At 65.7% G+C, this 14771-nt stretch carries 12 protein-coding genes; 4 read left to right on the top strand and 8 right to left on the bottom strand.

Going from position 1 to position 14771, the window contains the following annotated elements; genetic code table 11:
• Positions 1-17: 17 nt before the first annotated feature.
• Entirely contained in the window at positions 18-3209 is a 3192-nt protein-coding gene (locus OLW90_RS04500; RefSeq protein ID WP_319651563.1) for a DEAD/DEAH box helicase, read from the bottom strand.
• Positions 3210-3398: 189 nt separating this feature from the next.
• Here OLW90_RS04500 and putP point away from each other — a divergent pair, with 189 nt between their 5' ends.
• From putP to OLW90_RS04485, 3 genes are all read left to right on the top strand, one after another.
• Positions 3399-4910, top strand: coding sequence for a sodium/proline symporter PutP (putP, locus tag OLW90_RS04495; RefSeq protein ID WP_319651562.1), 1512 nt, complete (start codon positions 3399-3401; stop codon positions 4908-4910).
• Between the two features lie 103 nt (positions 4911-5013).
• Complete coding sequence (locus OLW90_RS04490; RefSeq protein WP_319651561.1) at positions 5014-5649, top strand: HNH endonuclease family protein; 636 nt, start codon at positions 5014-5016, stop codon at positions 5647-5649.
• 28 nt (positions 5650-5677) lie between these two features.
• The gene (locus OLW90_RS04485) at positions 5678-6157 is read left to right on the top strand and encodes a DUF2269 domain-containing protein (protein ID WP_413464488.1); all 480 of its coding nucleotides are present in this window, start codon (positions 5678-5680) and stop codon (positions 6155-6157) included.
• Between the two features lie 193 nt (positions 6158-6350).
• Here the strand turns inward: OLW90_RS04485 and OLW90_RS04480 are convergent, their stop codons facing one another.
• Both OLW90_RS04480 and OLW90_RS04475 read right to left on the bottom strand, forming a co-directional pair.
• Entirely contained in the window at positions 6351-8402 is a 2052-nt protein-coding gene (locus tag OLW90_RS04480; protein WP_319651559.1) for a DEAD/DEAH box helicase, read from the bottom strand.
• Positions 8403-8466: 64 nt separating this feature from the next.
• On the bottom strand, positions 8467-9642 hold the full coding sequence (locus tag OLW90_RS04475) for an MFS transporter (protein WP_319651558.1): 1176 nt from the start codon (positions 9640-9642) through the stop codon (positions 8467-8469).
• 102 nt (positions 9643-9744) lie between these two features.
• Here OLW90_RS04475 and OLW90_RS04470 point away from each other — a divergent pair, with 102 nt between their 5' ends.
• Positions 9745-10260: a hypothetical protein gene (locus OLW90_RS04470; protein WP_319651557.1), complete on the top strand. Its 516-nt coding sequence runs from the start codon at positions 9745-9747 to the stop codon at positions 10258-10260.
• Here the strand turns inward: OLW90_RS04470 and OLW90_RS04465 are convergent.
• From OLW90_RS04465 to OLW90_RS04445, 5 genes are all read right to left on the bottom strand, one after another.
• On the bottom strand, positions 10229-11395 hold the full coding sequence (locus OLW90_RS04465; RefSeq protein ID WP_319651556.1) for an ATP-binding cassette domain-containing protein: 1167 nt from the start codon (positions 11393-11395) through the stop codon (positions 10229-10231). The genes OLW90_RS04470 and OLW90_RS04465 overlap by 32 nt on opposite strands.
• Positions 11392-12108: an energy-coupling factor transporter transmembrane component T gene (locus tag OLW90_RS04460; RefSeq protein WP_319651555.1), complete on the bottom strand. Its 717-nt coding sequence runs from the start codon at positions 12106-12108 to the stop codon at positions 11392-11394. The genes OLW90_RS04465 and OLW90_RS04460 overlap by 4 nt, the downstream gene beginning before the upstream one ends.
• A gap of 7 nt (positions 12109-12115) precedes the next feature.
• Positions 12116-12868: an ECF transporter S component gene (locus OLW90_RS04455; RefSeq protein ID WP_319651554.1), complete on the bottom strand. Its 753-nt coding sequence runs from the start codon at positions 12866-12868 to the stop codon at positions 12116-12118.
• Positions 12869-13002: 134 nt separating this feature from the next.
• Entirely contained in the window at positions 13003-13938 is a 936-nt protein-coding gene (locus OLW90_RS04450; RefSeq protein ID WP_319651823.1) for a nucleoside hydrolase, read from the bottom strand.
• Positions 13935-14735: a hypothetical protein gene (locus OLW90_RS04445; RefSeq protein ID WP_319651553.1), complete on the bottom strand. Its 801-nt coding sequence runs from the start codon at positions 14733-14735 to the stop codon at positions 13935-13937. Before OLW90_RS04445 ends, OLW90_RS04450 begins: the two co-directional genes overlap by 4 nt.
• Positions 14736-14771: the final 36 nt, after the last annotated feature.

Raw genomic sequence — 14771 nt, 5'->3', positions numbered from 1 at the left:
CCTGTGATCTGTGGGCGCTACTGCGATGCTTCCCGTCCACGATAACTCATCAGGTGCGCCAAATCCTCCGGGGAAAGTTCGGTAATCCAACCCTCACCCTCGCCCACCACGGCCCCGGCCAGGTGGGTCTTGCCATCGAGGATGTCCTGAATGGACTCCTCCATTGTGCCCGCCGTGATCATCTTGTACACCTGCACGTTCTTGTTCTGTCCGATGCGGAACGCCCTATCCGTGGCCTGGTTTTCCACCGCGGGGTTCCACCAGCGATCCATGTGCACCACCACGGAGGCCCCCGTGAGGTTCAGGCCCGTGCCGCCGGCCTTGAGCGAAAGCAGCATGGCGGGCGGGCCCTGCGGGTCCTGGAAGCGCTCCACCATGCGATCGCGCGCGGCCTGAGAGATGCCGCCGTGGAGGAAGTCGATCCGCTCCCCCAGCCGCTCGGAGAGGTAGGGCTGCAAGATCTCGCCAAAGGCGCGGTACTGGGTAAAAATCAGCACGCGGTTCCCAGCCGTAAGGCTCTCATCGAGGAGCTCCACCAGCTCCGCCACCTTGCCGGAGCGGTGCGCTCCGCGCAGCGTCACCCCGGAACCATCGCCTAAGAAATGCGCGGGGTGATTACAGATCTGCTTGATCCGGGTCAGGGAGGCCAGCACCAGGCCCCGGCGCGCGATCCCCTCCACCTCGATGAGTTTGCGCTTCATGTCCTCCACGTAGGCGGTGTACAGCGCCGCCTGCTCGGAGGTCATGGTCACGGTGCGTACCTGCTCGGACTTCTCCGGGAGATCGTCGATGATATTGGGGTCCGTCTTGAGCCTGCGCATGATGAAGGGCGCGGTGAGCAGGCGCAGCCGCTCCGTCATCTGCTCGTCCTGCTCCCTCTCGATGGCCTTGGCAAAGTGGTTGCGGAAGAACGAGGCCGAGCCGAGCACGCCGGGATTCACAAAGTCCAAGATGGAGCGCATTTCCGAAAGCCGGTTTTCCACCGGGGTACCCGTGAGCGCTATGCGCTGCCGCGCGGGGAGAGAGCGCGCCGCCTTGGACGAGCGCGTGGCGGAGTTCTTGATGTGCTGCGCCTCATCGAGCACCACGTGATCCCACTGCACCTCGGCGCACTGGGCGTGGTCGCGGTTGAGCACGCCGTAGCTGCTGATCACCAGGTCCGTGCGGGCCACCTCCCGCTGGAATCGCTCGCCGCGCAGGCGGGTATTCCCGTGGTGCACCAAAACCCGCAGGTGGGGCACGAAGCGGCGCGCCTCCCGCGCCCAGTTTCCCACCACGGAGGTGGGCGCCACCACCAGCGTCGGCCCAGTATTTTCCCCGCGATGGTGCTCCACCGCCAGCAGGGTGAGCAATTGGAGAGTCTTGCCCAGGCCCATGTCATCGGCCAAAACAGCGCCGAGGTCGTTGCGGGACATCCAGTACAACCAGTCCACGCCGCGGCGCTGGTACTCGCGCAACTCCGCCTGCACCGTCTCCGGTATCTCCACCCACTCCGGGGCGGGGGTATCCGTGCCGCCCAGCAGCGAGGAATACCAGGTGGAGCCGGTGAACTCCACCGGCGCCGCAGATTCTGCGGACATCGCCTCCAGAGCAATCTGGCGCAGTTCCGCCACGGAAACCTGGCCCCGGTGTTCCTGGTCCCGGTTGAACTCCTCGCGCAGGCGCTCCGCCTCGGCCGCCAGGCTCTCCCAGCCGGGCTCGTTATTCACCCGAGCCAACTCGGCCCGCATGGCGGCCTCCTCCAGGCGGGCCTTGCTGCGCTTGCGGGAGTTCTGCGCCAGTTCCTCCATGTAGGCCGTGATCTTGGACAGGGAGGACGTATCCGCCAGCACCCACTCCCCGCGCAGGCGGATCAGCCCGGACTTGGAACGCACTAGTTCCGCCATCTCTGCATCGGTAAGTTCCGTGTCGCCCACGGAGAGTTTCCAGTTATAGTCCACCACCTTGTCCATGCCGATGTGCCGCTGGGTGGCACCCTCCCCCTCCGAGGTCACCAACGTGGCCTTGGTGTCATAGGACGCCCAGGCCTTGGGCAGCATGACGGTAAAACCGGCGCGTTTGAGCAGGGGAACATCGTGGGCGATGAAGTGCACGATCTGTCCGGTGGTCAGGTACACGTCCCAGTCCCCGGCACTGTCCACGCGGCTCAGCGGCCCGGTGTACGCCGGTAGCGGGGATTCGCTTATCGACGCCCCTCCCAGCGCAGCGTCCCGCAGCGAGGATTGTTGCGGAGGTGCGGGGGGCGTCGATAAGCCCTCCGGCGCGTCCTCCCGCGCCACGCCCCCCAGCAGCGTGGAGATCTTGCGCGCGCGCTGGCGCGCCTGATCCAACTGCATGACGCTGCCCCGATCAAGGCGGTTTTCCCGCAGCGGAATGGGGCTTTCCACCCCGGAGCGCACCTGAAAGCGCACCGGCCACACCGCCGCCTCGGGGTCTGCTGTGACCTCGCTATCCCCGCTGGGGGGTTGCTCCACGATGATCACCAGTTGGAGATCCACCGCCGCGATGGATTCCTTCCATTCCCGCAGGCGATTGAGCAGGCCCACCCCGCCCCGGCGCAGCGGCTGATTGTGCAGGAGCGCCGTGGAAAAGTCATGCCAGGGGTGGGGGCGCGGGGTATCGCGCAGATCCGCCAACTCCGCCGAGGCGATCCAGTGCGGCAGCACCTCGGTGATGTCCTCATCGAGGTTGCGGTTGTTCAGGCTCAAGATGCCCGGCGCGGCCGCCATCATCTCCGCGATCCACCCGCGCTCGCCCAGGCCCTGGGAGAGTTGCCACTGCGGCCACCACTGATCGTCCACGTAGGCGAGTTTGAGGGTCAGCCGCCCCGCCTGTACAAACCGGCGCAGGCCCGCGTACATGCGAATGAGCCAGCGCAGATCGGGGGCGATGGCCTCGCGCTGGGCGCGGGTGGCGGCGGGGCTTTGCTCATCCAGAAAAACCATGCTGGCCAGCACCTGCACCGCCTGCTCGGGGGTACATGCGGAGGTGGGAATCACTAGGGAAACCTCGCGCCCCTTGGGGGTACGCAGGGTGGCGCGCAGGCGATGCCGAAAACTACTGCGCTCCAGGATCGCGGTCACGCTCGGGGGAAAGGTGCCGTCCGGCACCTGATCGGGCAGCACAATGCGGTGCCCCTCCACCTGCTCAATCCATAGGTGCAGCCCAGACTTCTGCACCCATAGTCCATGCAGGAGGAAATCGGCCATAGGGGCCAACCTACCATCACCCCCGCCCCACCCGCTTTTCTTGTATAAACACCCTGTAAAAATCGGAAAATCAGGGTGGGGATTAGCGGGGAATCTGCCGTGCGTTTCCCTCGACGGGGGTACCCCGAGCGCACAGTGTTCTACAATCTACAGCCATCTTTGTTTGCAGCCTCACCAAGGAGCACACTCGTGACTGAGACTACATGGTTTGTGCTGGCGATCATCATCTACATGCTCGCCATGCTCGCCATCGGCTATTGGAGTTACCGCCGCACCGATAAGTATGACGACTACGTCCTCGCAGACCGCTCGCTCAACCCCTTCGTGGCGGCGCTCTCCGCCGGAGCCTCGGATATGTCCGGCTGGCTCCTCATGGGCCTGCCCGGCGCGCTCTTCGTCTCCGGGCTCTCCGAGCTCTGGATCGCCATCGGACTGCTCATCGGCAGTTACGCCTCCTGGACCTTCGTGGCCCCGCGCCTGCGCTCCTACTCCGAGGTGGCCAATAACTCCATCACCCTGCCCAGCTTCTTTGAAAACCGCCTGCACGATCGCTCCCGCGCGCTGCGCATCGTCTCCGCCACCATCATCATCGTCTTTTTCACCTTCTACGTCTCCTCCGGCATGGTCTCGGGGGGCCGCTACTTCGAGGCGACCTTCGGCGGCGATTACCTCACCGGAATGTTCATCATCGCGGCGGTCACCGTGGGCTACACCTTCATCGGCGGCTTCCTCGCCGTCTCGCTTACCGACGTCGTCCAGGGCCTCATCATGTTCACCGCCCTGCTGATCGTCCCCGCGATGGCGCTCATCGCCCTCGACGACCCCTGGGACATCTTCACCTGGGCCTCCCACAACGATTACGGCCCCTACACCGACGGCACCGGCAACCCGGACTTCTTCAACCTCCTCGGCGGGGCCTCCGCCGCCGCGATCATCGGCAACCTGGCCTGGGGCCTGGGATACTTCGGCCAGCCGCACATCGTGGTGCGCTACATGGCGCTGCGCTCCTCCGAGGAGGCCAAGAGCAGCCGTCGGATTGGCATCGCCTGGATGACGCTATGCATTACTGGAGCGGTCTCCGCCGCGGTGGTGGGCACCGTGTTCTTTGCCCAGAACCCCGATATTTCGGTCACCGACCAGGTGAACTTTGAAACGATCTTCCTGGACATGGGCCGGATCCTCTTCCACCCGCTCATCGCCGGCCTGGTGCTCACCGCCGTGCTCGCCGCCATCATGTCCACCATGAGTTCCCAGCTGCTGGTGGTCTCCTCCTCCCTCATCGAGGATCTCTACCGGATCTTTGCCAAGAAAAAGCCCGATGAGCACCTGCTCATCAACCTCTCCCGCACCGCCGTGGTGGGCGTCTCCATCTTCGCCGCGCTGTGGGCCATCAACCCCAGCGATTCCATTCTGGGCCTGGTGGGCTTCGCCTGGGCCGGCTTCGGCTCCGCCTTTGGCCCCCTCATGCTCTTTGCCCTCTACTGGCCCCGCCTCAATACCCCCGGCGCGCTCGCCGGCATGATCACCGGCGCGGTGGTGTCCTTCGCGTGGGGCATGTCCCCGCTCTCGGATCACCTCTACGAGTTAATCCCCGGCTTCCTGCTCTCCGCCACCGCCATCTGGTTGGTCTCCCGGGCCACGGCCGCCCCGGATAAGACCACCGTGGCGGAGTTCCAGCAAGCCACCGCGCCGCGCGCTTAAAGGTGACCTTCTCTGAAGAACCTCCGCCGGGCCCTCACCCAGGAACCTCCCCTGGGAACCGCTCTTAGGAACCATGAACGCGGTGGGAGCAGTCTAAGCAAGCATGCCCCCACCGCGCTTTCTCTTTGGTCTTATTCTCTTTATGGTCACCCTCGCCCTGGCGTGGCCACCCCACTCCACCCCCACCGGCGTGGCCCCCGGCCCTCCGCTGCGGGACAGCCTCGCCCAGGTTCGCCCCGTGGCGCAGCGTGTGACCGTCCTGGGCTACCGGCGCTCCGCCTTCGGCTCCGGCTGGGCCACCTCCGGGGCGTGCAGTACCCGCGAGGCCATCGCCCAGACCCAATTCGGGGAACACTCGGTGCGGCAGTGCCGGATCGTCTCCGCCGGGCCCGATCCCTATTCGGGCACTCCTCTCGACCCCGCCGGCATCGACGTCGATCATCTCTACCCGCTTGCCGCCGCGTGGGACCTGGGCGCGCACTCCTGGACCCCGGCGCAACGCCAACGCTTTGCCAACGATACCCTCAACCTCGTGGCCGTATCCAGAAAGGAAAATCGGGAGAAATCGGATCAACTCCCCTCTCGCTGGCTGCCCTCCCACCGTCCCTCCCGATGCTGGTATTCACGCAGACTGGCCCAAGTAGCCGCCGCCTACCACCTCCCCTTACCTCAAGGCGACATCGCGGAGATGAAGGCTCAATGCCGGTTTAGGGAACTTCCCATGCTGTCGTTAGGCTAAGGAGTGCACTGTACCCCCGAAAGGCGTGATGTTTTTGTACACCGTACTCCTTATCTTGCACGTGCTCACCGCAGCACTCTTCCTCGGCCCCGTCACCGTGGCCGTCTCCTCTTTCCAGGTTCACGCGGTCAAGGCCAAGAACAATGACCCCCAGGCCGCCGGCATGGCCAGCCTCATGCACCGCATTACCTCCTCCTACGGCGTGCTCTCCCTGCTGGTACCGCTGCTGGGCGTGGCGGTCATGTTCACCGATCCCGGCACGTACTGGAAGAACGGCATCTTCCACGGCGCCCTGCTCCTCGCGCTGATCGCCTGGGCGCTGCTGTTCTTCCTCATCATTCCGCGCCAGAAGAAGATGATGGCCGCCCTGGGTCTGCTGGAGGCCGATGAGGTTCCCGAGGGCGGTGCGCACATCGCCAACTGGGAAAAGGCCAAGGGCCAGCTCTCCATGTTCGGCGGGATCTTCTCCCTGCTCTGGGTGATCATCCTGATTCTGATGTTCCTCTAGAACTGTTCCTCTAAAACGCAGGGGGATTATTTCCCTCACGGTTATTCCCCCGCGCAATTGTCCCCCGCGCCTCCGAGCGAGGGATGAGCCAAAAGCACGGCAAAGGCCGGGCCGCACATTCCAGGTGGAATTAGTGCGGCCCGGCCTCCTTTTTATATCGGGCTTTATCTCGGTGCGGAACGCGCGGAGGGATTTAGTACCGATCCCTGCCGCGGTGGTTCCGGCGCTCGCCGCGATCGCCGTAGCGGTCACCACGATCTCCGCGATCACCCCGGTCGCCACGGTGATCGCCGCGGCGCTTAAAGTCGCGCCTGCCGCCCCGGTCGCCGCGGTCACCTCGCTCGCCGCGATCCCCACGGTATCCACCACGGTCGTATCCACCGCGATCGCGCGGGGGACGCCCGGTATCCGGCTCAATGTTGATGAGCTGGCCGGAAATGCGGGTATCGGACAAGCGATCAAAGACCTCGCGCGGCAGATCCTGCGGCAACTCCACCAGGGTGTGATCGCCAAAGATGGAGATCCGGCCAAAGTCCCTGGAGTTCAGGCCGCCCTCGTTGGCCAGAGCACCCACGATGGCGCCGGGGCGCACGTGCTGGCGCTTGCCCACGGCCAGGCGGTACATCTTCTTGCCCGGCTCCGCCTCAAAGCGGGAGCGCCCGCCCCGGTCGCCGCGATCCCCGCGACCATCCCGGTCAAAGCGATCCCGGCGATCCCGGTGGCCGCCCCGGCCGCCGCGATCCTCGCGGTCGAAGCGGTCGCGGCGATCACGCCGCGATTCCTTGGGCTGCTCCTTCATCAGGAACTCATCGCCCGCCTGCGCCTGGGTGGCCAGGGCTGCGGCGATGTCCTCCAGCGGGGTGTCATTCTGCTCGGAGTAGCTCTTGACCAAGGCCCGGAAAATATCCAGCTGGGAATCCTCCAGGGACTGCGTGATCGAGTCCGCGAACTTGGCCTTGCGGGACTCGTTCACCTCGTCCACGGTGGGCAGATCCATCTCCGTGAGCGGCGCGTTGGTGGCACGCTCGATGGAGCGCAGCATGCGGCGCTCGCGGGGGGTAACAAAGAGGATCGCCTCGCCGGAGCGCCCAGCACGGCCCGTGCGGCCAATGCGGTGCACGTAGGATTCCGTGTCGTTCGGAATATCGAAGTTGAGCACGTGGCTAATGCGCTCCACGTCGAGGCCGCGCGCGGCGACGTCGGTGGCCACCAGTATGTCCAGACGGCCGTCCTTGAGCTGATCCACGGTGCGCTCGCGCTGCGCCTGGGCGATGTCGCCGTTGATCGCGGCGGCGGAGAAACCACGAGCGCGGAGCTTTTCCGCCACCTCCTCCGTCTCGTTCTTGGTGCGAACAAAGACGATCATGGCCTCGAACTCCGTCACCTCAAGAATCCGGGTGAGGGCATCGAGCTTATTGCGGTGTGCCACGTGCAGCCAGCGCTGCGTGATGTTGGTGTTGGTGCGGGTCTTGGACTTCACCGTGACCTCGCGCGGATCGCTGAGGTACTGCTTGGAGATGCGGCGAATACCCGAGGGCATGGTGGCGGAGAAGAGCGCCACCTGCTTATCCTCCGGGGTGTCCTCCAGAATCCGCTCCACGTCCTCCTGGAAGCCCATGTTCAGCATCTCATCGGCCTCATCGAGCACGAGGAAGCGCAGGGAGGAGATATCCAGCGAGCCCTTTTCCAGGTGGTCGATCACGCGGCCGGGGGTACCCACGATGATCTGCGCGCCTCGGCGCAGGCCGGAAAGCTGGATCCCGTAGGCCTGGCCACCGTAGATGGGCAGCACGTGAATGTTGCCCAGGTGATCCGCAAAGGACTGGAAGGAGTCCGCCACCTGCAACGCGAGTTCGCGGGTGGGGGCCAGAATGAGGGCCTGGGGGGAGCGCTCGGAGACGGTAATCCGGGAGAGGATCGGCAGCGCAAAGGCCGCCGTCTTTCCGGTACCCGTCTGGGCGAGGCCCACCACGTCATTGCCCTCCATCAGGAGGGGAATGGTTTGCGCCTGGATGGGGGAAGGGTTCTCAAAACCCACCTTGGACACGGCCTTTAGCACGTTATCCGGGAGACCAAGGTTATCGAATGTGGGCTGGTCGTTGTCCGCTGCTGCGGAGTCGGTAGCCTCAGAAGTCATCGCGTCCCTGGTGTCTTGTTCCCCACCCTGCGATAGTTCCTGAGATTCCGACGCTGTCACGTTATCCGGCTCGCTCACGCCGCCGGTGGCGTTATCGGTAATGCTCATTGTCGCCCCAGAATACGCCACCTGCGGGGTTTTGCCTGCATTGCGCAGGTAAAGGCATAAACTCCTAGTCCGGCAGCGTCTCCCTACCCCACAGCCAGGCCACCGCCGCAGCCAGCGTCAGCGCGCCGCACAGGCCAAAGCCCCAGCCAAACCCCCACGCCTGCGCCACCGCGCCCACCACCAGAGGCCCGAGAATCGCACCGGAATCCATCGCCATCTGGAAGTTCGCCAGCACGCGCCCGCCGGACCGCTCACTGCCCACCACGTCCGCCACCACGGCCTGCTGCGCAGGACTGAGGATTCCGGCCCCGGCACCCGCCAGAACCGACGCCGCCAGCAGCAGCACCAGGCTATCCGCCAGCCCCACGGCGGCGGTGAAGATGCCGTTGATCGCCAGGCCCGCCACGATCATGGGTTTGCGGCCCACCGAGTCCGCCCAGCGCCCGGAGAATTGCAGGCAGGCGGCGTTGCCCACGGCAAAGGCGGTGAGCGCGAACCCCGCCGCCGCAGCCGATTCCGCGAACACGGCGGCGGTAAAGAGCGGCAGCGTGGCCACCCGCACCCCAAAATTAGACCACCCGTGTGCAAAGGCGCTCACCAGCGCGGAGCGATACGCGGAATCGCGGAAGGCCTCCCTAAACTCCAAGGTGGCCATGCCCTCACTCTTGGGCTTATCGACGCCCCCAGGCATGCGCCGCCACACCACGGCGGCGGCCACCAGCAGCGTGGCCCCATACAGCACAAAAGGTACACGTAATCCGAGCGGGGCTAAGGCCGCACCCACGAGCGGACCGATGATGCTGCCTAAGAGAAAGGCCGAGGCATAGGCCGAGGAACACCGACCCCGAATCTGCGGCGGGGCGAGGGCCACGATGAGGCTCATGGCCGAGACGGTAAACATCGTGGAGCCAACCCCGGCCAGGCCGCGTAGGGCCAGGATCTGCCAGTATTCCTGGGCCAGGGCAAGCGCCGCCGTGGTCAGGGCCACCAGCACCAGGCCGGTGATATAGACGGCGCGGGAGCCCAGGGCGTCGATAAGCCTGCCGGAAGCCGGGGCAAAGACCAGACGGAAGAAGGCAAAGATGGAAACCACCGCGCTGGCGGCCGCCATGCCCACGTCAAAGGTCTGGGCGTACTGCGGAATGATCGGGGCGATAAGCCCGTACCCCAGGGCAATGAGAAAGGCGGCGCTGACGAGCACCCAGATTTCCCTGGGGATCATGGTGATGTTTTTGGCCATAGCGCTTCTACCCTAGACCTCTTCCCCGCCGCGCGGTATTATTAGAACATACGTTCACACAGCGTCCGTCTCCCGTCCCACCTCTCCCCTATGGTTCAGCACATGAAGAAAATCGGTACCATCACGCCCCTTGCCCACCCCGATCTCAGCGCCATGCTTTCACGCTATCTGCGGGATCATCACGGCGATCTTCTAGGCCGCCTGGCCGCCATCCTGCGGCACCCCCGGTGCCTCGCGCGCACGCACTCCGGCCGGGCGCTATGGCGGCCTCCCGTACACCGCCTGCCCGATCCCCTCACCGGCGGCGAACTCAACGTGGCGCTCAGCCGTCACCGCATGGGGCCTCGCGCCCGCGCCCGGATTCGCGGCTTCAATCCTCATCACGAGGCCGCCTACCTCATCAGCCTGCGCTTTAGCCGGGCCGACGGCCAGCCGGTTCGCCCCGCCGTCGCGGAGGCCTGGGTGCGCGCGCTGCTCCCCGAGGGGGCGATCACGGCCGTCCACGAGTTCCTGGGGGAAGCCACGCCCACCTATCGCTGGTGCGTAGACGGGCGTTTCCTTCCCCTCGACACCCCACCTTCCCTGTTTACCGAGGCCTCATCGGCCTCTGCGGCCTGAGAAGATCATGGGTTTCCACCGTGGCATATCGCGCCACCTGCTCCATGAAGGCGCGGTCATGGCAGGTCATCACCACCGCCGTACCCACCTCAAGGCGCTCGGCCACGATGCGGTGCAGGCGATGCCTCCCGGAGGGATCACACCCCACGTCAGGCTCGTCCAGGGCCAGCACCGGGCGGCCCAACTCCGCCGCCGCCAGTACCTGTGCGCAGCGCAGATCGCTGGCGCACAGGTCCAGGGGGTGCGCCTGCGGATCGATCCCCCAGCGCCGACACACCTCGGGGTCCCCCACCATGCGCGCCGCCTGGGTGTCCAATACCTGATCGCGGCTGCGCTGCAAGGCCAGGGCCACCCCAACGCTGGGTTGTGCCCCGTCGAGCCCGGCGAGGGCCCGCAGCAAGGAGGTCTTGCCCGCCCCATTGGGGCCACGCACCCAGGTCACCCCGCCGCGCGCCACGCTGAGATCGTGGGGGCCACTGCGGAAGCCCGCTCCCCGCCGCACCCACACCCCGTGGAAATACTCGCGTTGCGGGCGCGGCGCCACGGGTTCGGGAGGGAAAAACCGTGGTTGAGACACCTCGTCGTGCAGTTCCTCACCGTCCCACCACAGCACCGGGCCCGGCAGTTCCGGTGCCGCCTCGTAGCCCACCAGCAGCACGGCCCGGCCGCACCGCGTCAGATCCCGGCACAAACTCACCACCGCCCGGCGCGATTCCGCGTCCAATCCGGCCAGGGGATCATCGCCCACCAGCGCTGCGGTATCGAAGGAAAGGAGCACCGCCATCGTGGCCAGCGCCAACCTGCGGGTCTGCCCGCCGGAAAGCGCGGCGGGGTGCGCATGCGCCAGATCGCCCAATTCCAGGCTCTCTATTACCTCCGCCACCGCGCTCTTCATGCGCTCGCGGGGTATTCCCCGCTGCTCCAGGCCAAAGGCCACCTCCTCGCGGACCGTTTCACGCAAGCCGCTCAGCGCGCCCTCGGCGTCCTGCGCCACCATCACCGCCGCGCCGTGGGCGGCCGTGACCTCGCGCGCCAGCGTGCTCAAACCACTGCCAGATTCCCCCACCACCTGCGTGATCGTTCCCGGCAACAGATACCGCTCCCGGATCTGCTCAATAGCCCGTGCCCTCCTCATAGCGCGTAACCCCCCACTACCACGGCCACGGATACGCACGGTACGGCCCAGCGCAGCACGCGCTGCCCCGGAGAATCCGGCACCGGGCTCAGCACTGTTCGCGGCCCAGTGCGCCCCAAACCCAGCGTCTCCAAGGTGGCAGAACTATGCGCGGCCCGCACCATCAGCGTGGTCATCAGCGGCACGACCACCCTGGGAAACACCGCCGATCCCCGCGTGGAGCGCCCCGCCAGCGCGTTGGCTTCCTTAATGCGACGTATCGCGGAGCGCGCCTCCGGGGCCAACTGCAAGGTGGCCCCCACCACGTATCCCAGGGAAGCCGGTACCCCCGCCATCTGTAGCGCCTTGGCCAAATCCGCGACCTTAAAGGTGGCGGTCGCGGCCACCACCACCGTTACCAAGGCCATGAACCGCAGCGTCAGTTCCAGGGCCACCAGGAGACCATCGCTGGTGAGCAACGGTGCCAAGCGCTGCCGCCCGTGCGGTGCGTGAATGAGAATCATGGAGGCCGCCACCGGCGCACTGAGGGCCACGCTCCATAGCGGCACACGCACCACCCGGCTCATGAGGTTTTTTGGCTGCGCCGCGCACACCCCCGCATAGACCCAGGAAACCAGAACACACGCGGCGGAGAACCAGGGGGAATTGAGTCCCACCACCGCTATCCACCCGCTGGCAGCCAGGGAAAGGCTGGTAAAGGGGTGAACGCTCACTCCGCTGCTAGGCACCCTCACCCCGCAACTGCGCCACCGTGCGCTTGGGCAGCGCCATGACGGCCTGGCGTACCAGGAGGAATACCAGGATCTTATCCAGGGGATCGGAGATGAAGGACTGCAAGGTCACCGAGCCCAGCAGGCTATTGCCCATCGCTCGGAAGGCGGAAACCAGGGCACCCGTGCCCACCCCAGCGGTGCCGCCATACACAAAGGCCGCCACCGGGGCCGCGATCATGCCGCAGATGATCCCCACCAGCGCGCCGGAGAGCGCCGTGGCCCACCAGGTGCGCACCACCTTCTTGTTATTCAGCAGCCAGCCAGCCAGGCCGCCCACCAGGGCGCTCGCCGCGGCAAAGGGCAGCGCGGCGGGATTAATCAGGCCCCAGACCACGGAGCTAAGGGTTCCGGTGGCCAGGCCCACCAGGGGCCCGGCCAGCGCCGCCACCAGGACGGTGCCCAGGGAATCCAGGTAGAGCGGTATCCCCACGCTGCCCACGATCTCCCCCACCACGATGTTGAGCACCAGGGCCACCGGGATCAAGGAAATGGTGCGCACCGGCACCGCGGGGAGGGTGGCGGCCAGGAGCAACACCGCGCCGCCCACATATCCGGCCAGCGTGATGATCGCGGAGGCGGAACCGCCCACGGATTCCCAATCGGCGGGCCGAACAAGAACCAGGTAAAGCCAGGTGGCAACGATGCACACCACGCCCGCGAGGGCGAGGATACGGCGGGGCAGGCTCAGTGACAGGCTCATGGGCAAAAGCACTCCCTCATCGGGTGGGTATCGGGTGAGATACGTGGAAATGGAGGCACACAGAAAACCCCGCCCCTATGTCACCTCGGGACGGTGCTTGACCTGACTGGTGGCTCCGTTATCGGGACAATACTTTAACATTCCCGCAGCAGCGCCGCCGCACGCAGCAGTTCCCGGTGCGCCCCCGGCACATCGGCTTCCTCTATTAATCGCGCGTTGGGCGGCAGGCCCCAATGTCCTCGGACGTCCGCCACCGTGGTGCCGCGCAGGAGGGGAGAATCTGCCTCCACGTCTACCCGCGTGAGTTTCCCCTTTGCGGCCACGGTGCCCAGCCCGATCATGCAGGTGAACAGGTCATGAATCTGCGCCAGGTATCCCTCGCCCTGTGCGTGGTGAAACTCAAAGTAAAAGCGCAGGAGTTCCGGGAGATCGCGGGCAATATCCGCCTGTCCCAGGGCCGCCACCAGCACATCCAGGGAAGTGGGATCGAGGGTGAATCGCTCCGTCACTCCCAGGGAACACACGGTAATGGGGGTGGTGGCCTGCGCAAAGGCCCGCTTGGCGGCGTGTGGATCCACCCAGGAGTTCCACTCGGCGGTGGGAGTGGTATTTCCGGGATAAAGGTATGCCCCGCCCATGAGGGTGGCCCTCTCCCGCGATCCCCACAAGGCCAGGTGGGTGGCCGGCCCCACCACGATCACGTGCGCCTGGGGGTGCTCGGCCCATAGGTCGTGCCAGGATTGACCGGCCTCGGGGTCTTGGTGCTGGAAACCCCGTGCTTCCGGCGCATGGAGATAGCCCAGCCCCGTGGGGCCGTGCGTCTCCGGGGTGGTCACCAGGTCCACGGCCAGCGGGGCCGGTACCCCCGCCACCACGGGGATATCGGTGATCCCGCAGCGATACAGAATATAGCGGCTATTCCTCGCCGCCTGCGCCGCCGTGGTATTCCCCGCCGTGCAAGTCACTCCGCACAACTTTATTTCCCCGGCGCGATGGAGGGCGGCGAGGTACATCAGTGCCAGGGAATCATCAATCCCGGTATCGCAGTCGAGGAGAACCTGGGGAACTATTCTTCTTCCTCCCCGTCATCTGCGCCGTCCGCGTCCACGAGGTCATCCTCCGGGTCATATACCTCCGGCTCATCCTCGTAGTCCTCGCCGTCATAGTCCTCTTCGTCGAAGGGCAGGAGTTGCTCCTCCCAGCTTTCCGCCTGATCCACGGCCAGGGAAAGCACGTCAAAGAGGCGATCGAAGTCGGTAAACTCTCCGAGTTCCAGGACCTCCTCCTCGCCCAGGTCCGCGCCCTCACCGAGGCCGCTGAAGAGGCGCTGACGATCCTCCTCGGTGAGCATGGCCTCGCCATCGGACTCCCACAGTTCCTCGATCGCCTGATCCACCAAATCGTCGAAGGATTCCCCCGCGCTGATGAAGCTCACGCGCGCGGTGGGGCGACCGTCGATAAGCTCCACGAACACCTGCACCTCGGAGTTCTCCCCCACCTCGGCATGCACCAGGTTGGGCTCCAGGGCGTCCTGGTAGAACTCCAGGTCGCTGATGCGCTCGTCGGTGCCATCCAGAAGGTCGCGCAGGACGGTAACCACCTGATCGGTGGCGATGTGGTGGGCCACGGTGGCCACGGCGTCCTCCACGGAGAACACCACGGAGACGAGCACGGCCTCAAAGTCCTCATCGTCCTCGTCCACATCCGCGGCGGCGATGTAAACGTTGGCGGCGGGAAGCAGGGCGTCGATCTCAACGAACTGAATCTCCACCTCGGAGGTGATGGGCACAAAAAGCACCTCGCCCCCCACGCGGGACTCAATGCCATCGGAATCAAGCGCAGCGGCGATGTCCTCAAAGAAGCTCATGGTCTTGCCTACCTTCCCAGCAACGAGGAATGAACA

This window comes from Corynebacterium sp. 21KM1197, from assembly GCF_033783015.1.
Lineage (GTDB): Bacteria > Actinomycetota > Actinomycetes > Mycobacteriales > Mycobacteriaceae > Corynebacterium.
This window is presented reverse-complemented; position numbering and strand designations above follow the sequence as displayed.

Excerpts from the sequence above, each read along its gene's own strand:
- OLW90_RS04455 (WP_319651554.1), bottom strand. The coding sequence starts at position 12,868 with ATGAGCCTGTCACTGAGCCTGCCCCGCCGTATCCTCGCCCTCGCGGGC.
- OLW90_RS04465 (WP_319651556.1), bottom strand. The coding sequence starts at position 11,395 with ATGAGGAGGGCACGGGCTATTGAGCAGATCCGGGAGCGGTATCTGTTG.
- OLW90_RS04485 (WP_413464488.1), top strand. The coding sequence starts at position 5,678 with ATGTTTTTGTACACCGTACTCCTTATCTTGCACGTGCTCACCGCAGCA.
- OLW90_RS04500 (WP_319651563.1), bottom strand. The coding sequence starts at position 3,209 with ATGGCCGATTTCCTCCTGCATGGACTATGGGTGCAGAAGTCTGGGCTG.
- OLW90_RS04445 (WP_319651553.1), bottom strand. The coding sequence starts at position 14,735 with ATGAGCTTCTTTGAGGACATCGCCGCTGCGCTTGATTCCGATGGCATT.
- OLW90_RS04490 (WP_319651561.1), top strand. The coding sequence starts at position 5,014 with ATGCCCCCACCGCGCTTTCTCTTTGGTCTTATTCTCTTTATGGTCACC.
- OLW90_RS04480 (WP_319651559.1), bottom strand. The coding sequence starts at position 8,402 with ATGAGCATTACCGATAACGCCACCGGCGGCGTGAGCGAGCCGGATAAC.
- OLW90_RS04475 (WP_319651558.1), bottom strand. The coding sequence starts at position 9,642 with ATGGCCAAAAACATCACCATGATCCCCAGGGAAATCTGGGTGCTCGTC.
- OLW90_RS04470 (WP_319651557.1), top strand. The coding sequence starts at position 9,745 with ATGAAGAAAATCGGTACCATCACGCCCCTTGCCCACCCCGATCTCAGC.